We start from the raw sequence: 26,055 nt of genomic DNA, 5'->3' as shown, positions 1-26,055 counted from the left end.
CTTCCTTTCTGTCGGTTCTGGTCAACTCGGTGGCGGGGCCTCTCGGGGCCCCGCCACCGGTGTCACTGCGCAGGTGTCATCGTGCGGGGATCACTGCAGGTGGGCGCCGTTGGTGGCGATGACCTGGCGGTACCAGTCGAAGGACTTCTTCCGGTATCGCTGAAGGGTGCCGGTGCCGTCGTCGTTGCGGTCGACGTAGATGAACCCGTAGCGCTTGCTCAGCTGCGCGGTGGAGGCGCTCACCAGGTCGATGCATCCCCAGGTGGTGTAGCCCAGCAGGTCCACCCCGTCGGCGACGGCCTCGCGGGCCTGGACGAGGTGGTCGTTGAGGTAGGCGATGCGGTAGTCGTCCACCACGGTCTTGGTGCCGTCGACCTCCACCAGCTCGTCCATGGCGCCGAGACCGTTCTCGACGATGAACAGCGGCTTCTGCCACCGCTCCCAGTAGTCGTTCATCACCACGCGCAGGCCCTGGGGGTCGATCTGCCAGCCCCACTCGGAGGCTTCCAGGGTGGGGTTGGGGATCCCGCCCATGATGTTGCCGGCACCGGTGATCTTCTGGGCGGGATCACCGGTCTCGCAGATGCTCATGTAGTAGCTGAAGGACACGAAGTCCACCGTGTGGGTCAGGTCCTCCCGGTCCTGGTTGGTGATCTCCAGCTCGATGCCGTTGTCCCGGAAGTGGCGCAGCAGATACCCCGGATACTCCCCGCGGCAGTGGATGTCACCGAAGGCGTAGGTGTCGTGAGCGGTGTGCATCGCGGCCACCACGTCCGAGGGGTCGGGGGTGAGGGGGTAGACCGGTATCGCGATGATCATGCACCCCACCTGTGCCTGCGGCATGATCTCCCGAGCCAGCCGGGTGGCCCGCCCCGAGGCCACCAGTTCGTGGTGGACGGCCTGGTAGAGGTCCTGCTGGGACAGCTCCTCCTTCGGCGTGGGGATACCCCCCGAGAGGAAGGGGGCGTGGAGCACCGAGTTGATCTCGTTGAACGTCAGCCAGTACTTCACCCGCTTGCCGTAGCGCTCGAACAGGGCGCGGCAGTAGTTCTCGTAGAAGCCGATGAGTTCCCGGTTCGTCCACCCGTCGTAGGTCCGGGCCAGGTGCAGCGGGGTCTCGTAGTGGCTGATCGTGACCAGCGGCTCGATCCCGTGGCGCTCGAGCTCGTCGAGGACCCGGTCGTAGAAGGCCAGGCCTTCCTCGTTGGGGGTCTGCTCGTCACCGTGGGGGAAGATCCGGGACCAGGCGATGGAGAAGCGGAAGACCGTGAAGCCCATCTCGGCGAACAGGGCGATGTCCTCGGCGTAGCGGTGGTAGAAGTCGATTGCTTCGAGCTTGAGGTTGTCCTCGGTCGGTCCCTCGGTGGGGGGCGTCGTGATGCCCTGGGGCATCACGTCCTGGATGGACAGGCCCTTCCCGCCTTCGTTGTAGGCGCCTTCGATCTGGTTGGCGGCAGTGGCCCCGCCCCACAGGAATCCCTCGCGGAAAGTCGTCGTCATGAACTGCTCCTTCATCTGTCGTTCATCATGCATCGGTCATGTCTGCTGCGGGTCCCGTGCAGGCCTGCTCTCAGATCTGCACGGTCACGGCCGGCTGGCCGTGGGTCACGGTGCCCTGGGCGACGGGGACCACGTCCGTGAGCTGGGCGGTGTTGGTGATGACCACCAGGGTGGTCGGGTCGTAGCCGGCCTCGGCCACCACGTCGAGGTCGACGACGGCCAGGAGGTCCCCGGCCTTGACGTGATCGCCGCGGGTGACGGCGGGGCTGAAGCCGCGCCCGTTGAGCTGGACGGTGTCGATGCCGATGTGCACGAGCACCTCGATCCCGCCGGGGGACTTGATCCCGTAGGCGTGCCCGGACTTCATCGCGGCCTTGACCGTCCCGGAGATCGGGGCGTAGACGTGCCCATCGGTGGGGACGATGCCCAGGCCCTTGCCCATCGCTTCGGAAGCGAAGACCTTGTCCGGGACCTCGGTCAGGGCCACGGCCGTGCCGTCGACGGGGGAGAGAACCTCGACGGTGCCGGCGATCTCGGTGGCGGTGGCGGTGCCGGTGGGCAGGGTGGCCGTGGCCGAGGTGGCGCCGGCCGGGGTGTCGGTGGAGGCGCTGGTGTGTGTACTACCGGAGGCGATCGGGGCGTCGTCAGTGGCCGGATCCAGCGCGGCGGTGTCCTGGGCCTGCACATCGGCGGTGGGGACCGCGGACTCCCGGGGGCCGAAGAGGAAGGTGAGGGAGAAGGCGATGACCACCGCGACCCCCGTACCGATCAGCTGCAGGGTGAAGCTGCCCACCGTGGAGAACGCAGGCAGAGCCAGCAGAGAGGGGAACACGAAGGAGTTGGCCGCGCTGCCGCCGGAGGCCGCGATGGCCCCGCCGATGACACCGCCGGCGATGCCGAAGTAGAAGGGCTTCTTCAGCGGCAGGTTCACACCGTAGATGCCCGGCTCGGTGATCCCGGCCAGGAACCCGGACAGGGCGGCCGGGCCGGCGACCTGACGACGGGCGGCGTTGCGGGTGCGGAAGAACACGGCCAGGGTCGCGGCGGCCTGGGCGAGCACGGCGGCGAGCAGCGGACCCGTCAGCAGGGAGTAGCCCTGGGTGGCGAGGTCGTTGGTCATGATCGGGACGAAACCCCAGTGCAGGCCGAAGAGCACGAAGACCTGCCAGAACCCGCCCATGATCGCCCCAGCCAGCCAGGGAGCGAAGCCGAAGGTGGCGTTGACACCGGAAGAGATGGCCTGCGCGGCGTAGGTCGTCACCGGCCCGACGGTCATGAGGATGAGGGGGACCATGACGAGGATGGTCAGCAGCGGGGTGCTGAAGTTGCGCAGCGCCGCGGGCAGGATCTTGTTCAGGAACCGCTCGAGGTAGCCCTGCAGCCAGACCGCGACGATGATCGGGATCACCGAGCTGGTGTAGCTCATCATCACCACCGGCAGACCCGCGAAGGCCACGGGGGCCCCGGCCGCAGCCAATTCCACGATCGAGGGGTAGACCAAAGCGCCGGCGATGGCCATGGAAGTGAACTGGTTGGTCTTGAACCGCCGGGCGGCGGTGACCGCCAGGAACAGCGGCAGGAAGTAGAAGATCGAGTCGGCAGCCGCAGCCAGGATGACGTAGGTCTGGGACTCGGCGTTGAGCCAGCCGAACTGGGTCGCCATGCTCAGGAACGCCTTGAGCAGCCCGGCCCCGGCCAGCGGCCACAGGATCGGCAAGAAGATCGAGGAGATCAGGTTGATGAACCGGTTGAAGAGGTTCCCGCCCGGCGCTTCGTCACCGCCAGTGGAGGCTTCGTCGCCGGTGAGCTTGGTGATTTTGCCCAGCTCGGCGTGGACGTGCGGCACGTTGTCGCCGATGACGACCTGGTACTGGCCCCCGGCCTGCATCACGGCGATCACCCCGGGGAGCTTCTCGATGGCGGCCTTGTCCGCCTTGGACTCGTCGCGCAGTTTCAGGCGCAAGCGCGTTGCGCAGTGGGTGGCGGAAACGATGTTCTCCTCGCCGCCGACCTCCTGCAGAATCCCCTCGGCCAACGACCGGTAGTCCACAACAGCCATGACAGGCCTTTCTTTCCGATTTTGGGCACAAAAAAAGACCCAAGCCGCACCGTCAGGTGCGTCTCAGGTCTTGCCCCGTGTCCGGGTAACAATCCTCCAGGCGTAAACCGCCTGCTTGGATCAAAGTACGGGTGACGGGGCTCATACGCAAGACGTGACGAATGTTTCACGCACGCGCAAGGGCTTCGGTCAGGGTCACCACCTTCCACTGATCGGCGGCCATCCTGGAACCAGGCCGTCTTGCTCCAGGCTCCGAGCGTTGCACAAGGAGGAGGGTCCTTGACGGTCATCCCGCCGCCTGGTGCCGATGGATTGATAGCACTTTCAGGGCCGCCCGAACTGCTGCTGGTTGCCCCCGGGGCAACGGATCCCAGCGCGGCTCCGTCTCCTCCGCTTTACATATGGCCAGTTAGCGGTGGACCGTGCTGCGGTAGAGGTTGGTCATACGCCGCGGGTTGCCACGGTCGAAGAGCGGGGCCCGGGAGAGCCCTCCTGTGGTGCCGGAGGACGAATCCGATGGCTCCGTGCACGGTGCCCGGGATCCGGTTGACGCCGTTCACCACGACGTTGATGACGCCGCCCCCAGGCGTGCGTCATCTTCTCCGCGCACAACGCCCTCGACGACGCACTGGTCTTCCGTCGGGACATCACTGAGCCCACGATGAGGGCCGGGCGGCTGGCCGTCACAACCTGTCACAAACCCGGCCCGACGTCGGCCGAAGCGGCCGAGCGCGACCGCCCGGCCCGAATATGTCCCGACGTGTGGTTTTGTGACAACCGACCCCACCGTCCGTTGGACTATAGAGCCGTCCATCGAGTGGGATGAGCGCACCACACCATCCAGAGCGGCCGAGAGATCTGGCTCGACGACGCCGCAGCAACCAGTCAGCCGACCCTGGGACACCGGGACCGGCGGGCACGGTGCTACCGCCAGGACCGATGGAGGATCGAATGAATCACCACGCCACCCAACAGGTCCACGCCGGCTACGAGCCCGAGGCCCCCTATTGGCCGGTGGCCGTGCCCATCCACCAGACGGCGGCCTACCGCTTCCCCGATCACGCCACGGCCGCCTCGATGTTCCGGCTGGAGACCCCCGGGTTCACCTACAGCCGCACGGGCAACCCCACGGTCGCCGTGTTCGAGAACCGACTGGCGGCCCTGGAGGGCGGGATCGGGGCCATCGGCACCGCCACGGGACAAGCCGCCGTCGCGCTGTCCCTGCTGACCCTGCTCCACGGCGGCAAGCACTTGGTCGTCTCCAGCCAGCTCTACGGCGGGACGGTGGACCTGCTGACGGACACCTTCGCCGACTTCGGCATCGAGGTCACTTTCGCCGACCCGGCCGACCCGCAGGCTTGGGGCGCGGCGATCCGGCCGGACACCCGCGCGTTCTTCCTGGAGTCCATCACCAACCCGCTGGCCACCGTGCCGGACCTGCCGGCGCTGGCGGACATCGCCCACGCCTCCGGGGTCCCGGTCGTGGTGGACAGCACCTTGGCGACGCCGGTCCTGTACCGGCCACTGGAACATGGTGCCGACGTGGTGGTGCACTCCGCCACGAAGTTCATCGGCGGGCACGGGGCCGTCCTCGGCGGGGCGATCGTGGACGGCGGCACCTTCGACTACGGCGCAGCCCCGGAGCGGTGGCCCCAACTGACCCGGCCCAAGGCCCGCTACGGCGGACAGGCACTCATCGACCGGCACGGCCGCGGCGCCTACCTGGCGCTGGCGCGCAGCAAGTTCCTGCACGACCTCGGCCCTTCCCTCGCCCCGGCCAGCGCCGCCCAGTTCATCCAGGGCCTGGAGACCCTCGCCGTCCGCATCGCCCGGCAGGAGGAGACCGCGCGAACGGTCGCCGAGCACTTGGCCCGGCACCCCACCGTCGGGCTCGTCCACCACCCGGCGATCCCCGGGCACCCCAGCGCCGCCCTCGCCGAGAGGGACTTCCCGCACGGCACCGGCTCGGTGTTCTCCTTCGACCTGGCCGCCGGCCCCGAGGCCATCGGCCCGTTCATCGACGCTCTGGAGCTGTTCCAGCTCGTGGCCAACATCGGGGACGTGCGCTCCCTGGTCAGCCATCCGGCGACCATGACGCACTGCCGGCTCACCCCCAACCAACGCCGGGCCGCGGGCATCACTGAGACCACGATCCGGCTGTCCATCGGACTGGAGTGTCCCGAGGACCTGATCGCCGACCTCGACCGGGCGCTGGCCACCGTACCGGCCTCGGCCCTGACCGGGGAGGCGCGCTGAGATGACCCTCCTGAACGACACAGCACAGACGGACACTGCGCCGACGGCCCGTCGGGGCTTCAACACGATAGCGGTCGCCGGCCAGGCACCGGACCCGCTGACCGGGGCGGTCGTGCCGCCGATGTACCAGACCAGCACCTTCGTGCAGGACGGCATCAACGTGCTGCGCGGCGGCCACGAGTACAGCCGGGGGTCCAACCCGACCCGGACCGGTCAGCGCCGCGTCACCGCCGCGGCCCGCGCGGCCCGGAGGCCCGGATCGACGTCGTCTGGGCAGCGCCGGGGGTGCCAGGAGCATGACTGAGGCGACTTTCGGGAGGGCAGTGCACGAGCAGCAGGGAAGGACGTTCGAGATGAGTACGGACCTGGGAGGCAGGCCCTCGGTCCACAGTGAGGAATCGATGCATCAGACCACCAGGACGAACGACTTCACGTTCGGTATCAGCACGACCCGCTTCGATGAGGACTACTGCCCGTCGTCCAGTTCCCGAGGCACGACGAACTTCGCGAACCTGGCCCGCGGCGAGAACCGTCGGCAGAACCTCCGAAACACCCTGACAATGATCAATAGTCGCTTCAACGACCTGGCCCACTGGGACAATCCCAGCCGGGATCGCTATGCCGTGGAGATCGAGATCGTCTCCGTGGACCTGCACTTCGCCGCCGACGGCGACGACGCGGTGTTCCCCCTGATCGAGGTCCTCGACGTGCAGATCCTCGACACCCTGTCCAATGTGCACATCGACGGGATCGTGGGGAACAACTTCTCGTCCTACCTCCGGGACTATGACTTCAGCGTGGTGCTGCCGGAACACCACGCGAAGGCGTCCCGGTCCAGCACCCCTAATGACTTCGGCGAATTGCACGGGAAGCTCTTCACGCACTTCCTGGACTCCGATGCCTACCGCGAGCGGTTCCCCCAGCCGCCCGTGATCTGCATCAGCGTCTCGAGCACCAAGACGTATCGTCGGCTCGAGAACCACCATCCGATCCTCGGGGTCGAGTATCGGCAGGATGAATCCTCCTTGACGGATCGATACTTCGAGAAGATGGGACTGCGGGTCCGCTACTTCATGCCCCGCGGCGCGGTCGCACCCCTGGCGTTCTATTTCCGGGGCGATCTCCTCAATGACTATTCCAGCCTGGCACTCATCGGTCTCATCAGCACGATGGAAGCGTTCCAGAAGATCTATCGCCCGGAGATCTACAACGCCAATGCGGCGGCTGGTCGGATCTACCGGCCGAGCCTGGAGAGTCGAGACTACTCGGTGACGCAGATCGCCTACGACCGCGAGGAGCGCAGTCAGCTGGCTCTCATGCAGGGGAAGTTCACGGAGGAGCACTTTGTGAAGCCACACCAGACCCTCCTGGAGCAGTGGGCCGCGGCCCACTGCGGACGAGAGACGGAGAATCACCGATGAACACCCTGTTGCCCACCACCATCGTGGGCAGCCTGCCCAAGCCCTCCTGGCTCGCGGAAGGTGAGACGCTGTGGTCCCCTTGGAAGCTGGACGGCGAGGAACTGCGCGAGGGCAAGCGGGATGCGCTGAGCCTGGCCGTGGACGAGCAGCGCCAGGCGGGTATCGACATCGTCAGCGACGGCGAACAGACCCGTCAGCACTTTGTCACCACGTTCATCGAACACCTCAGCGGCGTCGACTTCGAACACCGGAAGACGGTGCGGATCCGTGACCGCTACGACGCGAGCGTCCCGACGGTCGTCGGCGCGGTGGGCCGTGAGCGGTCGGTTTTCCTCGACGACGCGAAGGCCCTCCGCGCGCGGACCAGCCAGCCCATCAAGTGGACGCTCCCCGGTCCCATGACCATGATCGACACCCTCTACGACAAGCACTACAGGAGTCGCGAAAAGCTCGCTTGGGAGTTCGCGAAGATCCTCAACCAGGAGGCCAAAGAGCTGGAGGCGGCGGGCGTCGACATCATCCAGTTCGACGAGCCTGCCTTCAACGTGTTCTTCGACGACCTCAAAGAGTGGGGCGTGACCGCACTGGAGCGAGCGGCCGAGGGACTGCGCAGCAAAACGGCCGTGCATATCTGCTACGGCTACGGCATCAAAGCCAATACCGAGTGGAAGGCGACGCTCGGGTCGGAGTGGCGCCAGTATGAGATGTCATTCCCGCTACTCCAGCAGTCGACGATCGACATGGTCTCCCTGGAACGCCACAACTCCCGCGTCCCGGTCGAGCTCATCGAGTTGCTCCGAGGTAAGCAGGTGATGGTCGGGGCCATCGACGTCGCCAGCGACGCGATCGAAACCCCGGAGCAAGTGGCCAGCACCCTCCGGCAGGTGCTCCGGTTCGTCGATGCGGACCAGTTGTATCCGAGCACCAACTGCGGCATGGCGCCACTGGCTCGACAGGTGGCGCGAGACAAAATGATCGCTCTCGCTGCGGGTGCGGAGATCATCCGAGCGGAACTCTCCGGAGCGACCCCCTCGAAGTGACGGCCAGCCAGGGCGTTCAAGACCTGGCGGTGAGCCCCGCCTGACGCCCGAATGAATCGTCCCCGTTAGCGGCCTCGGGAACGGACGGGACTAAACTGCCGCCCAAGCCCACTGTCCGACGTGCTGAAGTGCCAAGACGGACCTATCGTCATCACGGGCACCATCCTGACTTGCCCGGTGCGGTAGTCCACGACCCGGCCATCGGGGTACCTGCGGGTGTTGCCGCTCTTGAAATGGTTTCAATAGTCTCTCCAAGGCAATCGCCGGGCGCAGATGACAGTGATGGCTAGGGCGACGACAGCGGTGCCCTGCCCAGCGGGGGCGGCAGCGGCGATCGCGCGGGCATCTGCCAAGACACTGGGGCGGGTGGAGGCGACCATGGGCACACCTTAGAAGACATCCAGTCGGGGTAACGCACCACCGCTTTACATATGGTGAGTTAGAGGCAAACCGCGTTGCGGTAGTGGGCTCTGTGCGTGGGGTGCCCGTGGAGTCGTCGCCGGTCGGTGCTCAATGATGGAGGAACCGGTCGCGGCATCATGTGATGGTTGCACCACGACACATGAGGTTCGTCTCGACAAATCATCACTGGCCGGCCCGGGGGGAAGCTACCGCGATGGGCGCAGGATGAATGGGTAAGCCCGGAAAGAGAGCAACGATGCAGCACACGAGGGAACGGACCAGTGTGTTAACGGTCTGGACGATGCTTCTGGAGAGCGTCTCGGGCACCCGAGAACCAAGTCTGGCGGGCCTGTTGAAGGTCTACGTTCAGGAGTGCGACTCGTTCCAGGAGAGCTTGATAGAGCTCATGGCGGGCAAGGTCGCCGATGATCACGTGCCGCGCGAGGAGCTCGTGGAGCTGTTCGCGCAGGTACTGGAGGCGGAACCAGGAATTGTGGAGAGTGCGGCCGCTGACCTGCTGGCCAGTGTGGAGCGTAATCCGGCCTATCCCAATGTGCTGGTGCCGTTCCTGTTCGCCAAAGGGTTTCTGGGTCTGCAGGTGCACCGGGTGGCGCATCTGCTGTGGTGCAGTGGGCGTGAGCTGGTGGCCGTGTTTTTACAAAGCAGGGTCTCGGAGCTCTTGGCCATGGACATCCATCCCGGAGCGAGCATCGGGTCGGGAGTTTTCATCGACCACGCCACTGGTGTCGTCATCGGCGAAACGGCAGTGGTCGGTGATGACGTCTCGATCTTGCAGAACGTGACCCTGGGAGGCACAGGCAAAGAGTGCGGGGATCGTCACCCCAAGATCGGCTCCGGAGTACTCCTGGCAGCAGGAGTGAAAGTGCTCGGCAACGTGCTCGTGGGCGAGAATGCGAAGATCGGCGCCGGTGCGGTGGTGCTGGTCCCCGTCCCGGCCGGCACCACCGCGGTGGGAGTTCCCGCCCGGGTCATCAGGTCGCGGGTCCATGAAGTGCCGGCCGAGTCGATGGATCAACATTTCGACTACATGATCTGATGACGTGCCCACACCGGCCAAATACGGGCCTCACGGGCGAACAAGGCAACTCCGAGGCATCTCGCCAGAACCCGGGATTCCCCTGCGGGCATTGTCGGGCGATGCAGAAAGCGCGGACGATTCACGGCCGGCCACGAAACCTGGAATCAAGCAGCGGGCTCGGTGCTCGGGACCCCTCATCAACGACCGGACGGGCAATGATCTAGGGGTGTTTGTGGGCCAAGGCGGCGTTGGCGTGATCCGTGTCGTTGCCCGGACCCGGAAATGACCGGCCACAGGGTTGGCCATCCGCGGCTGCTGTGAGTGGTAGGGAAGGGACTTCCGTCGTCGTCACCAGACAGGAAGCTCGCCCTCGCCGGGAGTGACGCGTAGCTCGGACTCTCCGATGGCGAGGTCGTTGATGGAGGCCTCACGGCAGCGCATGTAGCCGAGTGCGTCGAAATCCCACAGCTCGTTGCCGTAGGAGCGCCACCACTGCCCGCCGGTGTCGTGCCACTCGTACTGGAACCGCACTGCGATCCGGTTGTCCGTGAAAGACCACAGGTTCTTGCGCAGGCGGTAGTCGAGCTCGTGGTCCCACTTGTCGGTGAGGAAGGCGACGACCTGCTCACGCCCGCGGAGGTGTTGGTCGCGGTTGCGCCACTCGGTGTCGATTGAGTAGGCGCCAGCGACGCGCTCAGGGTCACGGCTGTTCCAGGCGTCTTCGGCGGCCTGGACCTTGGCGAGGGCGCTCTCGTGGGTAAAGGGCGGAAGCCGGTGGGCGCGGTTGATCAGGAGTGCTCATGGGCCCATCCTCCCGAGGCGCGGGGTGCGCCCGCCAGGGGCGGGGGACCGCTTTACATATGGCCCGGCTACCGGTCCTTTTTCGCGAGGGCGATGTTGCAGTGGGGGTTCCTGAAGGTTCTTATGACGCTAGAGTCGCCAGGATCAAATCCAACACGGAGATGACAGCAAGACACAGAATCTGCGGCCTGAACCGGAGGGAGTTCCCCTCGGCAATAGTCGCGATCACGGCCACTGGGGTGGCCAGCAAGGCGTCCGCCTGAGGGGGAGCACTTTAGACCCGGCAAGCTCCGGAGCATCAACGGTGCACACACCCACGGGCAGTCCGGGGCATCTCGTGCGGAGCAGTGCGTTCTACGGTCTGCCCCACGGTGTCGTCGTCGATCCCGCGCTGCCGCCATCGGGCCTTGCATTCACCGGGCGGATGAGACCGTGTGCTTGCGATACGTTCTCACTGCCGAGCGAACCATTGGTTCGGGATCGTCCTCCAGCATCGCGGCAATGTGCGTTCCCAGCTCGATATCAGCCGCGGAACCCTGCTTGAGGAACCACAACGGTGCCGTGATCGCTGACCGCCTGCGCAACGGGTCGGCCGAGCGGGCCAGATCTTCCAGGAGCACACGCGCGTCACCGAGCACGCCGATCATCAGCGGCCACCCGAGCACGCGTGGTGCGGCCCGATCGACCATGTCCCACGCGGTGATCGCGTCGTGCCGGCCCAGGTAAGTGGTGCCGTACACCGCGCGTTCCTCGTCCGAGAGCCTGCGGCGGGCGCGGAAGTCGAGAATGCAGAAAGCGGTCATGCGGGGTTCGTAGGCGGCATGCTCGAACAAGGTGTCGAGCTCGCCCGGTGCAACGTCGGCGGCCGCCTTGGCGATCTGGAACAGTGTGCCCATCCGTACGCCGAACACAGGTTCGTCCTCGCGTACTCGCTTGCGGATCTTGCCGATCTCGGCGGGATCGGCGGCATCCAGCAGCGCCCGCTCGACGTCTGCGGCTGTCATGAGTGGCGCGTTCACACCACCCATCCGACCACAGTCGACCGTCACCGTGAAGTCTCAGCAACAACGACGTCGCACCGTGGGACCGGGGCGGTGCGGACCCGGCGGCAGGCCCTGCTTTACAAATGGCCGACTACCGGACACCTCTTGGAGGGAGCGTGTCAGAGGCTCCGGTGCCCGGAACTCGGCTGTTGCACCAACCGGTTGTCGTCCATTGCTGTCCGCGCCGGCTAGTGGCCGGTACCGAGAGCGGAGTCCTGCTCCGCGGCGCCGGGATTTCTCCTGCGCCGGCGGCGGCGCATCCGCTGGTACGTCCAACGCTCGGCCATGGTGGCCTGCTCGGAGACCCGGTCCTCGGGGCCCAGCGGGTCCTCGCCCAGCATCGGGTCCTGCCCGGTCTGGTATCGGTCCGTGCAGACCTGGATGACTTTCCAAGCTACGGCGGTGTATGGCACCGCCAGCACAGCCCCGGGAATTCCGCCCACCAGGGTGCCCACAGTCAGGGCCAGGAGCACCACCAGGGCGTGCAGGCTCAAGGTGTTGCCCATGATCACCGGTTCGAGCAGGTCACCCTCGAGCTGATTGACGACCACCACGATCGCGACCACGATCAGCGCCTCGACGGGCCCGGCGGTCACCAGGGCGACCAGGGCGGCGAAGATCCCTGCCACGGTGGCCCCAATCAGGGGCACGAAGGCGCCGATGAACACGATGACCGCCAGCGGCAGGACCAGGGGGATGCCCACGAGGGCCAGTCCGATGCCGATGATGAGCGCGTCCACCAGGGCGATGATCGCGATCCCGCGCATGTAGCCGCCGAGCACCTCGGCACTGCGGTCGGCGGATTCGGCCAATTTCGCCCGCGTGGACCCGCGGAACCAGCGCAGGGCGAAGTTCCACATCCGGTGGCCGTCCTTGAGGAAGAAGAAAAGGATGACGATCGTGAGCACCGCTCCGGTGAGGACCTCGGTGGCGGCGGCGATCCCAGTGACGGCGCTGTCGGCGACGTTGCCGGCTATGCTGCCGTCGGTGACGACGTCGATGACCTGACGGATCGCGGTGTCGATCGCGATGGTGTCGATGGGCAGCGGACCGGACGCCACCCACTCCTGGAGCTCCTGCCAGCCCTCCTCGGCGGAGGAGACCAGGTCGTCCCATTCGTTGCTGATGGCGAGGACCACACCGGTGACCAGCCCGCCCAGCAGGACGAGAATGCCCAGGAAGGCGGCGAGGGTGGCCCACAGGTGTGACCACTCCTTGCCTACCAGCCACTGCACCAGCGGGGACACCGCTGCGGCGAGGATGAGGGCCACCAGCAGTGCGATCACCACGACCGTCACGCGCAGCAGCAGCCACACGATCCCGGCCACGACGACGGCCACCAGCAAGACCTGGGCCGCTCGGGACCCGGCCCGGCCCAGGGCATCGGACCACGGGCCGGCGGCGGAGGCGACGGGCGGCCCGCCTCCAGTGCCCTCGCCGTCGGTGGTTTCGGCCGGCGGGTCCGGTCGATCGTGGGCGGCCAGGACGGCGTCGGCGCCGCTGGAGCCGGTGCGCTGATCGGAGGGCTGGGTGGGGGACGGGTTGGTCATGGCAGTGCTCCTGGACCTCAGGCGGCAGGAGTCGCTGCGGGCGGCCGCCGCCGCGGATGGGACGGTGGGCCCACTCTAGGTGGCCCATCGGCACCGGCGGCCGAGGGCGGAACCGGCACGGACCGGCGGCGATACCGGTGTGGACTCTGAGTATCCGCACCCCGAACAACCTCCATCCACCGGGATGCGCTGGCCCTTCGATGAAACCGGCAGAGCATGGACCCACCTGTGACCCGGCTACCGGACACGTTCCGGAGTGGTGCCGGGTCAGACTCCGCGCCGCTGGTGTCCTCGGTGACCGGATGACCTTTGTGCCGGTGATAGTGGGCGTGCCGGCAGGCTGGGCAGGCGGGTGGCGGCGGCGACGAGCAGCGCTGTGGTCAAGATGAGCGCGGAGACCCCCAGCGAGTACAGGCCGACGGCGGTGTAGCCGCCGACCTGGTCGGGATCCAGGAAGAAGTAGGGGTACCAGCCCACCAACCGACCGCGGACGAGGGTGTAGGCCGCCCACAGCACCGGATACACCATCGACGTCCAGGCGGTCGACACGGCCAGCCGGTGCCGCCCCGGTCCCAGCAGGAAGTCGGCGACGGCGTAGACGGGTAGTACAAAGTGCAGCACCTTCGAGGAGGAGGGCACGAGGAAGAGATAGCCGAACAGTTCGGCGTTGGCGAGCATGATCGTGAACACAACCCCGGAGACGATCATGTAGGTGGTCGCCAGAGCGCGAAAAGCTGTCAGCCACACCGGTTCAGCGCCACGGTGGGCGTGATGGATCAATGTCAGACCCAGGACAAGAATCAGCAGGATGGTGCTGTGGACGGTGAAGTAGCTGAAGAGGTTCGTGCCCAGACAGGTGCGGGTGACGAAGGCGCAGTCCGCGCGCAGCGTCAGGGCCCCGATCGCCACGGCCAGTGCCGCCGTGCGCACCACCAGCACGACCCAACCCATGACCCTCCTCCACCGACCGGGGACACGCCCCGGCCACCTCGTTGCACCGCCCCGAACGCCAACAACCACCCGTGGTGGGTAGCACCCTGCCACCGGCTTCACCCTAGAAGAGTGCACGCATGCCGTGGCCTGCGACCGATTCGGCAATCCGGACGACCTGCGGCGCTACAGAGTTCTGAGCGGCGCCTAGGCTAGCGGCAACGACTGTCCGTGCTGCCGGTGAGGAGGCATCGCCGATGCGCCCGTCGTCGACACCGATGCGGCAGAGCCCTCTCGCTCGTGCGCGCGGAGGACATCTGCTGGCAGTGCTCTGCACGGTGCTGGTCGGGTGTGCCTCTCCAGAGGGAACCGCCCCGACGGGTTCAGGATTGGAGACGCCGTCCTCGACCCGTGCCCCCGGTGGGGCCCCTGGGAGTGCGGCACCAGCCACCGACCGGTGGGGAGCCTACGGCAACCAGGACGAGGCCTGCGCTGCGGTAGCCGATCATGTTCTGACGCTGTCCGTGCTCCCGTCCAGCCTGCGGGTGACCGAGCAGGTGCAGGACGTGCAACGGGTGGAGGACCAGGTCGCCGAGATGGTGGCCACCGTGCCCCCGGAACTGGTCGCGGAGTTCTCCCAGATCCAGTTGCTCATCGACTCCTACGGTGAGGAACTCACGACTGCTCAAGACATTGCGGACACCCCCACCGTGGACGCTGACCGCTTCAACGCCCCCGCGCTGGAGGAGTCGTTGATCTCGGTCCGGTCATGGTTGAACGTCTCGTGTACGGACGACACGAGCAGCCGTTGACCACGGGGGCTTTCCTGTGAGGCCTCGTTGTCGACGTCGAGCCCGATCACGGGGTCCTCGAGGTCCAGGTGATCCGGGGGCACCCGTGCTGGTACGTACGGGGACCCCTGGCGGTGAGGGCCTTCAGGGCCTTCCGGGGGGACTACCCTGTGGTCTCCTCATCGGTCGCTTCGGTGGGGGTGACCTCGGTGGCCAGCAGGTACGGGTCGCCCTCGTAGTCGGTGTAGAGCTCGTCCTCGAGGCTCTGCCCGAACTCCTCTTCCACGGTGGCCAGGTCGAAGGAGGCCATGACCGTGCCGACGACCTCCACGGCCTGGTCCGGCTCAAGCCCGGTGGCGCCGAGATCGTGCATCACGAGCAAAGGATCCAGGGTGATGTCGTTCGGGTCACCGATTTCCAGGGCGTGCGAGGAGACGACCTCCACGACCTCAGCCGTGAGAGTGACCTCCTGACCCTCGTAGACCGCCTGGTCGTCGACGAACTGCTGGTCGTAGGCCCCGTAGAAGGGCATGCGGGTCTGGGTGCCCTCCGCCTCGGCCGGGGGAGTCTCGGCGACCTCCCCGCCGGTGATGTCCTCGACCTCGGTGCCAGCCTCGTCCTCGCCGTTGCCGCATCCTGCCAGTGCGAGTCCGGCGACGGCGAGCACGCTCACGGCAGCCTTGCGGGTGGTGTGCTGTTTACGCGTCCTCATGATGTGCCTCCTGGGGTCGGGCCGTGGTCACCGGGCCGGTGTATCGCGAGCCGACCCTGGCGCGTACCTGCACCGTAAGCAGGCTTTTATACGTCCGACAAGGCGTTTTGTTCTGTTCTGCGCAACCTCCCGGGAAGTTGTAGCCACATTGTTCTCGCGGTGGCGGCGCTCTTGCCAGAAGCCGGATGTTGTGGAGCCTTCAAGGGTGTCCGGGGTTTCCCGTGCCGCAGGCATCACTTCTTCAGGTCCACGGAGGTGAGCATCCTCAAGGTTCCTGTCTCCAGAGGCCAGGACGCTTGGGGGTCTGCTCCTGTGGGGTGACGGGGTCGGTGGTGACCAGGTGCGGGCCCGCCCGTGACCCACACTTCCTCACATCGGCCCATCTGGTGCCTTGTCCCGTGGGGGTCGGCGGTCTGAGCGACTGCGGTCGCTGCTGCCCCATTCGGAGTAGCGCTCAGCCGCTCGTTGAGCTCGCTCGGGGCCTGGGTGAGCAGCGCCAGCTGTGCTGAGCAGACCTGAGCATGTTCACACCGGCCGGGGGACCGGCGAGACAGCACGGGGCTGTGTCGCCGGGGCGATCTCGTGTCGGTGGTGGGGCAGTTCCTCTCCGGTGAGCACCTCTACCGGGCTGGTGTTGGAGTCGCGATCGTCCTGGTCGAGGGCCCAGCGCAACAGATCCACGGCGGGCGCCTCCACGTGCTGGGCGCAGGTCAGGTCGAGGGTGACCTTCACCGGCGGAATCAATGTCCGGGCTCGGTGGACCAGTGGATAGAGCACGTGCTGGTTGGCTTCGGTCACGCACCCGGTGACGAGAAGGCGTACGTAGCGGCCGTCGAGATCGATCTGGACGAGCACGGAGAGCTTGTGGTCCATGGCAGCACCCTTCATCGCGTGCAATACTCTGGGCCCCACAGCTGAAGGGGGACCCGATGGCGAACCGTCCTCCCACGATAGGGAACCGACGTTGCAGGTCACAACCGGTTTCGTCCTGAGAGTTCCGTACGAGTCCGGGGCCGTCGGGCAGACCCGCGGGTCGGAATCGATGACGGTGAACGGTGCAGAACCGGGCATCAGCCAGCTCACCGGAACCGCAGATGAGACCACCGCATCGTTCTCGCGCGCGTCCTGAGACCGGCCAGCGGGCCGGGCAGTGATCGTGCCAGGATCACTTCATGGCCCCGACCGCTCACAGCGACCAGCGCTCCACCGGCACCGAGCCCGGGCCCGGGTTGCCCCCGGTTCAGGGTGAGGCCGCCCAGGTGCCGGTTCCGGTGCGGGTGACTGCGGCATGGTCGTGGCGGCTGATCGTCGTGCTCGCGGCCGTGGGTGCGCTCGGGTATCTGCTCTCCACGCTCACGGTGGTCGTCATCCCGGTGCTCATCGCAGGTCTGTTGGCCGGTCTGCTCTTTCCGGTGGTGGTGTGGGCCCGTCGTCACCGGGTGCCTGCCGGTGCGGCCGCCGGGGCTACCGTGCTGGGGCTGGTTGGTTTCGTCATCGGGCTGCTGGTGCTGGCGGGACGGCAGATCGTGCTGGGCTTCACCGAGCTCTCCGACAGCGTGGTGGTCGGCACCCGCCAGCTGCTGGACCAACTGGAGGGCACCCCCTTGGGCTTCGGCGCGGAGGAGCTCGAGGCCTGGATCAACGACTTCGGGGCCACCGTCCAGGACAACAGCCAGGCCCTGCTCGACGGGGCGCTGTCCGCAGGAGCCACAGCAGGTCACGTGCTCACCGGCATCGTGATCCTGCTCTTCACCTTGCTCTTCCTGTTGACCGACGGTGAACGGATCTGGCTGTTTCTGGTCCGTCTCTTCCCGATGCCGGTACGCCGAGCGGTCAACGGCGCGGGCCGCCACGGGTGGGTCGCCCTGGTCCAGTACGCTCGGGCGCAGGGACTGGTGGCGGTCATCGATGCGGTGGGCATCGGTGTCGGCGCGGCCCTGCTCGGGGTTCCCCTGGCCCTGCCGATCGGCATCCTCGTGTTCCTCGGTGCCTTCATTCCCATCGTGGGCGCGGTGGTCACCGGGGCGGTCGCGGTGCTGGTGGCCCTGGTGGCCAACGGGACGACCAACGCGCTGCTCATGCTGGGCGTGGTGCTGCTCGTCCAGCAGGTCGAGAGCAATGTGCTCCAGCCGCTGATTCTGGGCAAAGCCGTGTCCCTGCACCCGCTGGCGGTATTCCTGGCCGTGGCGACCGGCACGATCCTCTACGGCGTCACCGGGGCCTTGTTCGCAGTGCCTCTGCTGGCACTGCTCAACACGGTCGTGCGCTACCTCAGCGCAGGGGCATGGCGCACCGACGAGCAGATCGCCTCGACGCCCTACTACTACCCCTGGGAAATCCGCCGGCACGCCCGCCGCCATCAGATCACCCGGGAACAACTCCGAGCGCAGTTGGAGCGCTTTCACCGCACAAGGACCCACGAACGCCGCAAGGCCCACCAGAGGGACCACGATGCGGAGCAATAACACATGGCCACGGAGAGATGACCTACCGCAGATAAGGCCCGGCTACCGGCCACTTCACGCGAGAGCGACGCTGCAGTTGGCGTTGGCCTTGAAGTGACCCCCGTACTTCTTTTGTCAGCTCTGCCAGCCGCTGGGCATCATCGGTGGTGATCCCGGGGCAGTATCCCTCATCGACCTCGGCCTGCCTCACCCAGTTGCGCAGGCTCTCGGCATTGATCCCCAGCTGCTGCCTGATACGCGCCAGCGCACTGACCATCGTCGCCGGATGCCGTCGCGCCTCGAGCGCCATCCGGGTCGCGCGCTCACGTAGTTCCTACGGGTACTTCCTGAGCGCTGCCATGACCCTCATCCTTGCGTGGAATGGAAGCGTCCAACAGACCCGTCGCGGGACAGGGACCGGTTCCCGCTTTATCCACCGCTGCCGGCACTGGCTCGCCAGGACCGACCAGCAGCGCCCCAGAACCGCTCGGTGCCGGTAGGAGCACCCTATTTTCGGGGATCAGCTCATGCCTTTCCGGGCGAGACGGTGTTGCTCGCCTTGCCCGGAGCGACCTGGACAGATGAAGCTTGAGGGGCACGACCTGCAACACCCCCGTCTGATGAGTGAGGTATGCGCCGTGATTGTCCTGGGATTTCACTGCTCGCATGAGCAACTGCCGCCGCTGTCCTGGCACCTTGAGACGCTCGGTCCTGAGGACCGGGTAGCTGAGCACATCTTGGCGGACGTCGTTGCCGAGTCCGTGTTCGTCACCGACAACTACACCGAGGGCACAGAACTCCTCGCCGATTCCCCCGGGCGGGAAGGGGACCGGATCAGTCTTCACCCCCTCGGGGTGGAGCAGGGTCACTTCCCGTCCGCCACGGTGGAGCGTGTCCTACCCCAGGTGGTGACTGGCCGATGAGGATCACCGACACCAGCGACCTGTGGTGGAAGACCGCGGTCTTCTACAACCTCAACGTCGAGACGTTCATGGATTGGAACGACGACGGTGTCGGCGACCTTGAAGGTCTGGGCCAGCGCCTGGACTACCTCGAGGAGCTCGGTGTGACGTGCATCTGGCTTGCACCGTTCTATCCCTCACCGCGCCAGGACAACGGCTACGACATCTCCGACTACTTCGGCGTCAACGAACGCAACGGACACCTGGGTGACTTCGTCGAGATGGTCCGCACCGCCCACGACCGCGGGATGCGCGTCATCATCGATCTGGTCGTGAACCACACTTCGGTGGAGCACCCCTGGTTCCAGCAAGCACGCTCCAGCAAGGACAACCGCTACCGCGACTACTACATCTGGCGCGACGACAAGCCCGAAGACGGGCGAGCGAACATGTTCCCCGACAAGGAAGACGGTGTCTGGCGCTACGACGAGGAAGCCGGTCAGTACTACGAGCACTCGTTCTACCGCCATCAACCGGACCTCAACACAGCCAATCCGGAAGTGCGCGAGGAGATCGCGAAAGTCATCGGTTTCTGGTTGCAGCTGGGCATCGACGGTTTCAGGGTCGATGCGGTCCCGTTCCTCATCGCAGCTGACGGGCGCAACGAACACGACTACCTCCGAGCGCTGCGAGGCTATGTCGGCCGCCGCAGCGGAACCGGGATGATGCTCGGCGAGGTGAACCTTCCCTACGAGGAGCAGGAAGCGTACTTCGGTGACAGCGGCAACGAGCTGACCATGCAATTCGACTTCGTGGCCAATCAGCGTCTCTACCTCGCCCTGGCCCGGCAGGACGCGACACCGCTCGTTGAGGCACTGGCGCAGAGGCCCGATCTGGCAACGGTCAACCAGTGGGCGAACTTCGTGCGTAACCATGATGAGCTCACTCTCGACCAGCTCACCGGCGAGGAGCGAGACGAGGTGTTCGACGCCTTCGCACCCGAGGAATCGATGCGGATCCATGGGCGGGGTATCGTCCGACGGCTGCCCCCCATGCTCAGCAATGACCCCCGCAGCATCAAAATGGTGTACAGCCTCATCTTCTCCTTGCCAGGGGCACCGGTCCTCTACTACGGGGAGGAGATCGGCATGGCAGAGCACTCGACACTGCGGGGACGCTCCTCGGTGCGCACACCCATGCAATGGTCAGGGGAGGCCAACGGCGGTTTCTCGCACGCGGACGCGGACAAGCTGCCACTGCCCCTCGTAGAAGGAGGCGCCTCCCCGACACACGTCAGCGTGTCGGCCCAACAGCACGACCCGGACTCCCTTCTGCACTTCATCCGCGAACTCATCGCCGCCTACAGGAAGTCGCCGGAGATCGGGTGGGGGGCGTTCGAGATCCTCGAGCAGGAGCATCCTTGCGTCCTCGCGCACTGCCTCACCAGTCCCAACGGGCAGCTCGTGGCGATGCACAACTTCGCCGATGATGCCCGCCGGGTAGCCATCGACCTGCAGGACAGCGAGGACATCACCCATGTCATCGATCTTCTCGGCAACGAGTCCGTCGCCTTCACCGCAGGTCCTCTGGAGATCGATCTGCCGGGATATGGCTACCGTTGGCTGAGGATTGTCCGCACCGGCGAGAAACGCATTCTCTGACCACAGGCACACGACCGTGACTGCACACGACAGCGCCCCTCCGCCTTCGATGGGGCTGTCAGCCGGGGTGCAGCCGCAGTCGTCTCCGCGGGACTGGCGCAAGGAGGAGAGGCAATAATGGTGCACCTGCCGCTTTACATAGGACCGATTATCGGCCTCCTGTCGACCATGCCCGCGCCTACTGCTTCGCCGCTGCTGGCACCCGTTCAGCAGGTGGAGACGGACCAGCAGAGGTCGTTGCGCCTGTGCTGGTCCTCGAGCACGAGCTCGCGAACCGCTTCCGGCAATCGTGCACGCTGCCACCGGCATTCCGGCTGACCCGCGGTCTCGGTGTCAGAGCGCGCAGCGGCGGCTCGTGCTGCCTCGATCGGATGGGCTGCCGCACCGAGGTCATGGGCGGCCACGTGGGCTGTCGCTCCGGCCTGGCCGGCTGCGTAGGCCGCATACCAAGCTGCCCTGTGCATGTCCCGGGCGGCGCCCATGGTGTGGCCGCAGGTCCATGGGATGAGCGTCCTCGACCAGGTGCAGGACATGCTCGGCACAGGAAGCCGCCCACAGCGCCGTCAGATGAGGATTCGGGACTGCCGCACGCGGGCCGTTCCGTGGTGAGACTGCGCATGCCTGGAGTCGTGCGTGAGCTTGTGGACGGTGTCGGGTGATGCGCGGCCGGGCGTTGCCTCGAGCACAGCAGCAGTGGTGGCGTTGTATGCCGGCGCAGCGCTGGAGCTCACGGTGTGGTCAGATCCGCAGCAGACGGTGATCGACCGCAGCTCTGCTGGATCCCCTGCGGATCGCGGCAAGGGGGCATCGCTGTCACCGTCTCTCCTGCGCGAGCAAACACATGAAAGTACATTTACATTGGTTACTCTGTCCCTGTGAAGGAACAGCATCTGGTGGCTGCCGTGGTCATGGCGACTCTCGCCCTCGGCGGGATGATCACGTACTCCGATCTGACCGGGGATCCCGAGCCTGACGTGGGGGTCCTGGAGGAGCGGTGCGAGGTGCTCCCCGCGGAGAAGCTCGTGCCCGACGGGGTGCTCTTCGGGACCAACGTGGACCTGGACCACCGCCCACTGGCCGACTACGCAGCTGACCTCGGCCACCGGCCGGCGGTCACCGTCGTCTTCACGGACTTCCCCTACGACGAGGACAAGCGCTCGGACCTGCGTGATGCGGCCGCGGAGATCCGGGCCGATGGGCAGATCATGCTGCTGACCCTCGAGCCCCGTCAGGGCCTGGAGGCGGTCACCGAGGAATCCGTGAGGGCCCTGGTGGATGACCTGGCGCAGTTCAACAGCGCCGGAGTGCCGGTCATCGTGCGCTTCGGCCATGAGATGAACGGGTCCTGGCGCGAATGGGGCCAGCAGCCCCAGGCATACATCGACACCTTCCGGACGGTGGCCCGTGGCGTGCACCAGGGCGCGCCGGGCTCGGCCATGATGTGGGCGCCCAACTACGGCGGCGGCTACCCCTTCATCGAAAGCCGCGACGAGACGCGAACCCAGGACCTGGATGCCCTCGACACCGACGGCGACGGTGAGCTCACCATGGCCGACGACCCCTACGCCCCGTACTACCCCGGCGACGAGGCCGTGGACTGGGTGGGTATGTCCCTCTACCACTGGGGCTCGGACTTCCCCTGGGGGGAGAACGAGATCCCTGAGCCGGACAAGTTCGCCGACCAGCTCACCGGCGACTACGACGGGGACGACGGGGACTTCACCGTCGTCCCCGACTTCTACACGATCTACGGGCAGGAGCACGGCAAGCCGGTGGCCATCCCCGAGACCGCCGCCTTCTACAACCCCGAAGAGACCGAGGGCGCGCAGCAGCTGGCCATCAAGCAGGCCTGGTGGGAACAGTTGTTCGACGACTCGGTCCCGGCCCGGTTCCCACAGCTGAAGATGATCAACTGGTTCGAGTGGGACAAGCACGAACCCGAGGTCGACGCCCGGGTGGACTGGACCACCACGGACGACCCCGTCCTCGGCGAGGCCTTCACGGCCGGCCTCCCGGAGTGGCTGCGCTACGGCTCCCGGGCCTCCTGCACCCCGGCCAGCCCTTGAGCCCCGCACCGCGGCACCCGCCCAGGCCCTGATGGCCGCAAGGAGCGGTGGCTGTTCCGCCGGAGGCGGGAGCCGCCGTGGGCATGGCGCCGATCGGGTCCTGTGCGACGTCGTGGGAACAACGGGGTGGTTCGGTGGACGGTCGAGCGGAGTCACAGCGCGCACTGTGCCGAGCGAGCGCCGTGCAGACGGGGCCGTTCACCGGGGTTCGTGCTCCGGCGGGACTTCCGTGCCGTGCAGCCGGATCAAACCCGTGGCGCCGTCGATGGTGACCACCTGCCCCTCGGCCAGGCGGGTGGTGGCGTCGGCCACGCAGATGACGGCGGGAATGCCGTACTCGCGGGCCACGGTCGGGCCGTGGGCGATCGTGGAGCCGGTCTCGGTGATGAGTCCGCCGAGGGTCAGGAACAGCGGGGTCCAGCCCGGATCGGTGGTCGGGGCGACGAGGATGTCACCGGGCTGCAGCCTCGCCTCGGACGGGTGGTGCACGATGCGCACCGGCCCGGTCGCGACCCCGGTGGCCGCCGGCTGGCCGACCAGCACGTCCGGCCCGTGCTCGGCGGGGTCGTCGTCGGGCAGGGCCATCGGGTTCGTGCCGTCGGACAGCAGCAGGCCCGGGACCTGCCGCCGTCGGGCCTCGCGCCCGTGCTCCCGGCGCCGCCCGGTCACCACCGCGCGCAGGTCCGTGCCGCGCGCGGCCTCGAGGGCCTCGTCCAGGGTCAGGAACATGATGTCCTCCGTCCGCTCCAGCAGTCCGCGCCCGGTGAGCTCGGCCCCTGCGGTGAGCAGCTGCCGGCGCACCTCGGCCAGCGGGGTGAGCCAGAGGAACTTGGGCAGCTCGCGCAGTCCGGCCAGCTCCCGGCTCCGGCGCAGCAGGACGCCGGCGATGCGGGCCCGCAGCGGCCGGGTGCGCCCCGCGCGGTCGACGAGGTCCGCCAGAGCGGCCTCGGCCTCCTCGGCGGCGCGGGCGAACCGGGCCGGCGGGGCCTGCTCCGGGTCGGTCACCTGCAGGTATCCGGCCAGGGCGGCGAACACGGGGGTGGGGTCGTCGGCCCAGCGGGGGGAGCCGGCGTCGATCTCGGCGCTGCCGCGGATCCCGTACTCCCGCAGGAAGGCCGTCAGGCCGAACTCGGGCAGCTCGCCGCGCGAGAAGCGCACCGCGAGCTCATCAGGGGCGGTGCCGCCCAGCAGCTCGCGGTGCGGGCGGGCGGCCTCGGCGACGGACCAGAGCTCCAGGTCCATCTGGGTGGTGACGTTGTGGGGCATGCCCCGCAGGGTCGCGTTCAGATCGCCGGGCTGCAGGATGCCGCGCAGCAGCCGGCCGGCCAGCCCCTGCGCGATGAGCGCCGCCCAGAGCGGTGGCAGGGAGCGCATCATCGGCCCGGTCATCGTCGCGTCCTGCAGACCGGCGGCGGAGCGGATCCGGCTCGCCGTGTCCACCGGTTCGGTCCAGGGCTGCCGGCGCACCCGCTCGAGTTCGCGGAACGCCCGCTCGCGGGCGGCGGCGGGCCGTGCCAGGGCCCGCAGCGCGCCGAGCAGCGAGGCCGGCACGGTGGCCAGGAGCAGCCGGGCGGTCGCACCGGCCGAGAACACGCGCCGACCGCGCGGAGCGGGGCGGGGCGCGTAGCGGGGGTCGTCCAGGACCCGCCGCACGCCCCGCGCCACGGCCGGGCCGTAGACCTGCACCATCTCGGGGACGCCGGAGTGCAGGCGCGGGCTGCGGACGAGGCCGGTCAGGTCCGTGAACAGCCGGCCGCCGATCTCGACGAGGAACGCGTCGACCACGGCGCCGTCGACGCCGATGATCCGGAGCCAGCGGCGGGTCGTCTCCCGCAGCACGGACACGCCCATGGGCGTGACCGGGCGGCGCAGGCCCTGCATGTGGCCGATCTCCAGGTAGATGCGCGGGTCTCCGTGCACCGGGTCGGTCCCCGCCGGGAGCGGGAAGAGGGTGGTGATGGGACGGGACTGCAGCAGCCACAGCGTGCCGTCCGCGTCGTAGGCGAACTCGATGTCCTGCGGGCCGCCGAGGGCGCGCTGCACCCGCTGCCCGGTCCGCTGGAGCTCGCGGAGCCGGTCGGGGGAGAGGCAGCCGTGGTCCTGGTCCCCGGGGAGCGGGCCGCGCCCGGGCAGGACGTAGTGGTCGGTGTCCGTGGCGCCGTCCACCACGCCGGTGCCCAGGCCCGGCACCGCGTCGACGACGGTCTCCGTGCGGGTCCCGGTCAGCGGGTTGGCCGTGAACATCACCCCGGCGGCCGCCGGGTCGACCATGCGCTGCACGACGACGGCCATCGCCGGCTCCTCGACCTCCAGGCCCTGTGCGGCCCGGTAGGCGACCGCGCGCTCGCTGTTCAGGGAGGCCCAGCACCGCCGGATCGCCGCGAGCAGTGCGTCCCCGCCCTCCACGCCGAGGACGGTGTCCTGCTGGCCGGCGAAGCTGGCGTCCGGCAGGTCCTCGGCCGTGGCGCTGGAGCGGACGGCGACCGGGCCGCCGCCGAGGTGCTCGTAGGCCGCCAGAACCGCCCGCTCGGGCACGGTTCCCCGGCGGTGGGCCTCGGTGGTCAGGCAGAACCCGTCCGGCACGCGCTCGCCCGCGCGGAGGAGGGCCCCGAGGCCGGCCGCCTTGCCCCCGACGAGCTCGGTCATTGCCGGGGTGATGCGGGCGAGGTCGATCAGGTCCAAGGAGTGCCTCTCGGCCGCCCTGGTCACGATGCCTTCCGATCGAAGGTCAGGTGGGTGACCCCGGTGGGCGCCGAGACGGCCTCGATCTCGTAGTCCTCCTCCATTGACTCCAGCCCGTCCCACACCCGCACGCCGCGGCCGAGCAGGATCGGCACCTGGACCAGGTGCATGTGGTCGATCAGGCCGGCGGCGAGGAAGTCTCGCAGGACGGTCGGGCCGCCGCCGATGCGGACGTCCCGTCCGCCGGCCGCCGCACGGGCGGTGTGCAGCGCCTCGGCCGGTGCGGCGTCGAGGAAGTGGAAGGTGGTGCCGCCCTCCATCTCGATCGACGGCCGCGGGCGGTGGGTCAGCACGAAGGCGGGGGTGTGGAACGGGGGATTGGGCCCCCACCACCCCGTCCAGTCGGCGTCGTCCTGCCAGCCCGGTGGGCCGAACTTCCCCGCGCCCATGATCTCGGCGCCGATGCCCGGCTCGTGCTGCTGGGCGAACGCGTCGTCCACGCCGGCGGAGCCGCCCTGGCGCCCGACGATCGGCGCCCCGAACCGGGTGGCGATCATCCACTCGTGCAGCCTCTCCCCGGCGTGCCCGAAGGGAGCCTCCCGGCTCAGTCCCTCGCCGGTGCCGAAGCCGTCGAGCGAGACGGAGAAGTTGTGGACGCGGGTCCGTGACATGGCTGGTGCTCCTTCGCCCTCGGCGACTGCCTCGTCCCACGATGATGACTGCTCGGCGTGCCGGAGAGAAGAGCCGCGTGCGGCC

At 67.6% G+C, this 26,055-nt stretch carries 23 protein-coding genes and 1 riboswitch; of the genes, 11 read left to right on the top strand and 12 right to left on the bottom strand.

All coding sequences use genetic code 11. The features are described 5' to 3' along the window. Window positions 1–90 precede the first annotated feature (90 nt). Together ACFU0Y_RS00300 and ACFU0Y_RS00295 are read right to left on the bottom strand one after the other, a co-directional pair. Entirely contained in the window at window positions 91–1,500 is a 1,410-nt protein-coding gene (locus ACFU0Y_RS00300) for a glycoside hydrolase family 1 protein (protein WP_380212441.1), read from the bottom strand. A gap of 70 nt (window positions 1,501–1,570) precedes the next feature. Further along, window positions 1,571–3,559 (bottom strand): beta-glucoside-specific PTS transporter subunit IIABC, encoded by a 1,989-nt coding sequence (locus ACFU0Y_RS00295; protein ID WP_380212440.1) that lies wholly within the window; start codon window positions 3,557–3,559, stop codon window positions 1,571–1,573. Between the two features lie 833 nt (window positions 3,560–4,392). Next, a riboswitch (SAM riboswitch) is annotated at window positions 4,393–4,505 on the top strand. 5 nt (window positions 4,506–4,510) lie between these two features. Here ACFU0Y_RS00295 and ACFU0Y_RS00290 point away from each other — a divergent pair. From ACFU0Y_RS00290 to epsC, 5 genes are all read left to right on the top strand, one after another. After that, entirely contained in the window at window positions 4,511–5,815 is a 1,305-nt protein-coding gene (locus ACFU0Y_RS00290; protein WP_380212439.1) for an O-acetylhomoserine aminocarboxypropyltransferase/cysteine synthase family protein, read from the top strand. Between the two features lies 1 nt (window position 5,816). Next, the gene (locus tag ACFU0Y_RS00285) at window positions 5,817–6,119 is read left to right on the top strand and encodes a PLP-dependent transferase (RefSeq protein ID WP_380212438.1); all 303 of its coding nucleotides are present in this window, start codon (window positions 5,817–5,819) and stop codon (window positions 6,117–6,119) included. 97 nt (window positions 6,120–6,216) lie between these two features. Continuing rightward, window positions 6,217–7,236 carry a DUF1852 domain-containing protein gene (locus ACFU0Y_RS00280; RefSeq protein ID WP_380212437.1) on the top strand — a complete coding sequence of 340 codons (1,020 nt, stop codon included), beginning with the start codon at window positions 6,217–6,219 and terminating at the stop codon, window positions 7,234–7,236. After that, complete coding sequence (locus ACFU0Y_RS00275) at window positions 7,233–8,276, top strand: methionine synthase (protein WP_380212436.1); 1,044 nt, start codon at window positions 7,233–7,235, stop codon at window positions 8,274–8,276. Before ACFU0Y_RS00280 ends, ACFU0Y_RS00275 begins: the two co-directional genes overlap by 4 nt. Before the next feature lie 703 nt (window positions 8,277–8,979). Further along, window positions 8,980–9,735, top strand: a complete 756-nt coding sequence (epsC, locus tag ACFU0Y_RS00270) for a serine O-acetyltransferase EpsC (RefSeq protein WP_380212435.1) — start codon at window positions 8,980–8,982, stop codon at window positions 9,733–9,735. A gap of 330 nt (window positions 9,736–10,065) precedes the next feature. On the opposite strand, the gene ACFU0Y_RS00265 is transcribed toward epsC, so the two are convergent. The 4 genes from ACFU0Y_RS00265 to ACFU0Y_RS00250 all read right to left on the bottom strand — a co-directional run bounded on the left by ACFU0Y_RS00265 (window position 10,066) and on the right by ACFU0Y_RS00250 (window position 14,062). Then, window positions 10,066–10,506: a nuclear transport factor 2 family protein gene (locus tag ACFU0Y_RS00265; RefSeq protein ID WP_380212462.1), complete on the bottom strand. Its 441-nt coding sequence runs from the start codon at window positions 10,504–10,506 to the stop codon at window positions 10,066–10,068. A gap of 425 nt (window positions 10,507–10,931) precedes the next feature. Then, window positions 10,932–11,522, bottom strand: coding sequence for a DNA alkylation repair protein (locus ACFU0Y_RS00260; RefSeq protein ID WP_380212434.1), 591 nt, complete (start codon window positions 11,520–11,522; stop codon window positions 10,932–10,934). Between the two features lie 227 nt (window positions 11,523–11,749). Continuing rightward, a complete protein-coding gene (locus tag ACFU0Y_RS00255) occupies window positions 11,750–13,111 on the bottom strand; it encodes an AI-2E family transporter (protein ID WP_380212433.1) in 1,362 nt (453 codons plus the stop codon). A gap of 267 nt (window positions 13,112–13,378) precedes the next feature. Next, entirely contained in the window at window positions 13,379–14,062 is a 684-nt protein-coding gene (locus ACFU0Y_RS00250) for a Pr6Pr family membrane protein (RefSeq protein WP_380212432.1), read from the bottom strand. 524 nt (window positions 14,063–14,586) lie between these two features. Between ACFU0Y_RS00250 and ACFU0Y_RS00245 the strand changes: the two genes are divergently transcribed. Beyond that, window positions 14,587–14,853 carry a hypothetical protein gene (locus ACFU0Y_RS00245; RefSeq protein ID WP_380212431.1) on the top strand — a complete coding sequence of 89 codons (267 nt, stop codon included), beginning with the start codon at window positions 14,587–14,589 and terminating at the stop codon, window positions 14,851–14,853. Window positions 14,854–14,995: 142 nt separating this feature from the next. Here ACFU0Y_RS00245 and ACFU0Y_RS00240 read toward each other — a convergent pair whose 3' ends face one another. Both ACFU0Y_RS00240 and ACFU0Y_RS00235 read right to left on the bottom strand, forming a co-directional pair. Continuing rightward, window positions 14,996–15,544, bottom strand: coding sequence for a hypothetical protein (locus tag ACFU0Y_RS00240; protein WP_380212430.1), 549 nt, complete (start codon window positions 15,542–15,544; stop codon window positions 14,996–14,998). A 525-nt stretch (window positions 15,545–16,069) separates the two neighbouring features. Then, entirely contained in the window at window positions 16,070–16,417 is a 348-nt protein-coding gene (locus ACFU0Y_RS00235) for a hypothetical protein (RefSeq protein ID WP_380212429.1), read from the bottom strand. Between the two features lie 299 nt (window positions 16,418–16,716). On the opposite strand from ACFU0Y_RS00235, the gene ACFU0Y_RS00230 reads away from it, so the two are divergent. Continuing rightward, complete coding sequence (locus ACFU0Y_RS00230; protein WP_380212428.1) at window positions 16,717–18,009, top strand: AI-2E family transporter; 1,293 nt, start codon at window positions 16,717–16,719, stop codon at window positions 18,007–18,009. Between the two features lie 22 nt (window positions 18,010–18,031). Here ACFU0Y_RS00230 and ACFU0Y_RS00225 read toward each other — a convergent pair whose 3' ends face one another. Continuing rightward, complete coding sequence (locus ACFU0Y_RS00225; protein ID WP_380212461.1) at window positions 18,032–18,265, bottom strand: transposase; 234 nt, start codon at window positions 18,263–18,265, stop codon at window positions 18,032–18,034. Window positions 18,266–18,569: 304 nt separating this feature from the next. On the opposite strand from ACFU0Y_RS00225, the gene ACFU0Y_RS00220 reads away from it, so the two are divergent. Together ACFU0Y_RS00220 and ACFU0Y_RS00215 are read left to right on the top strand one after the other, a co-directional pair. Next, window positions 18,570–18,911, top strand: coding sequence for a hypothetical protein (locus ACFU0Y_RS00220; protein WP_380212427.1), 342 nt, complete (start codon window positions 18,570–18,572; stop codon window positions 18,909–18,911). Beyond that, window positions 18,908–20,551, top strand: coding sequence for an alpha-amylase family protein (locus ACFU0Y_RS00215; protein ID WP_380212426.1), 1,644 nt, complete (start codon window positions 18,908–18,910; stop codon window positions 20,549–20,551). Before ACFU0Y_RS00220 ends, ACFU0Y_RS00215 begins: the two co-directional genes overlap by 4 nt. Before the next feature lie 206 nt (window positions 20,552–20,757). On the opposite strand, the gene ACFU0Y_RS00210 is transcribed toward ACFU0Y_RS00215, so the two are convergent. Then, window positions 20,758–21,015, bottom strand: a complete 258-nt coding sequence (locus tag ACFU0Y_RS00210) for a putative immunity protein (protein WP_380212460.1) — start codon at window positions 21,013–21,015, stop codon at window positions 20,758–20,760. Between the two features lie 169 nt (window positions 21,016–21,184). On the opposite strand from ACFU0Y_RS00210, the gene ACFU0Y_RS00205 reads away from it, so the two are divergent. Both ACFU0Y_RS00205 and ACFU0Y_RS00200 read left to right on the top strand, forming a co-directional pair. Beyond that, entirely contained in the window at window positions 21,185–21,430 is a 246-nt protein-coding gene (locus tag ACFU0Y_RS00205) for a hypothetical protein (RefSeq protein ID WP_380212425.1), read from the top strand. Continuing rightward, window positions 21,427–22,617 (top strand): glycoside hydrolase family 26 protein, encoded by a 1,191-nt coding sequence (locus ACFU0Y_RS00200; RefSeq protein ID WP_380212424.1) that lies wholly within the window; start codon window positions 21,427–21,429, stop codon window positions 22,615–22,617. Before ACFU0Y_RS00205 ends, ACFU0Y_RS00200 begins: the two co-directional genes overlap by 4 nt. A gap of 198 nt (window positions 22,618–22,815) precedes the next feature. On the opposite strand, the gene ACFU0Y_RS00195 is transcribed toward ACFU0Y_RS00200, so the two are convergent. Both ACFU0Y_RS00195 and ACFU0Y_RS00190 read right to left on the bottom strand, forming a co-directional pair. Next, complete coding sequence (locus ACFU0Y_RS00195; protein ID WP_380212423.1) at window positions 22,816–25,299, bottom strand: PEP/pyruvate-binding domain-containing protein; 2,484 nt, start codon at window positions 25,297–25,299, stop codon at window positions 22,816–22,818. A gap of 23 nt (window positions 25,300–25,322) precedes the next feature. Beyond that, complete coding sequence (locus ACFU0Y_RS00190; protein ID WP_380212422.1) at window positions 25,323–25,970, bottom strand: dihydrofolate reductase family protein; 648 nt, start codon at window positions 25,968–25,970, stop codon at window positions 25,323–25,325. Window positions 25,971–26,055 lie beyond the last annotated feature (85 nt).

The sequence above is a fragment of the Kocuria sp. NPDC057446 genome, from assembly GCF_042802875.1.
Classification (GTDB): domain Bacteria; phylum Actinomycetota; class Actinomycetes; order Actinomycetales; family Micrococcaceae; genus Kocuria.
The sequence above is the reverse complement of the archived record's forward strand: the minus strand, read 5'-3'. Positions and strand labels throughout refer to the sequence as shown.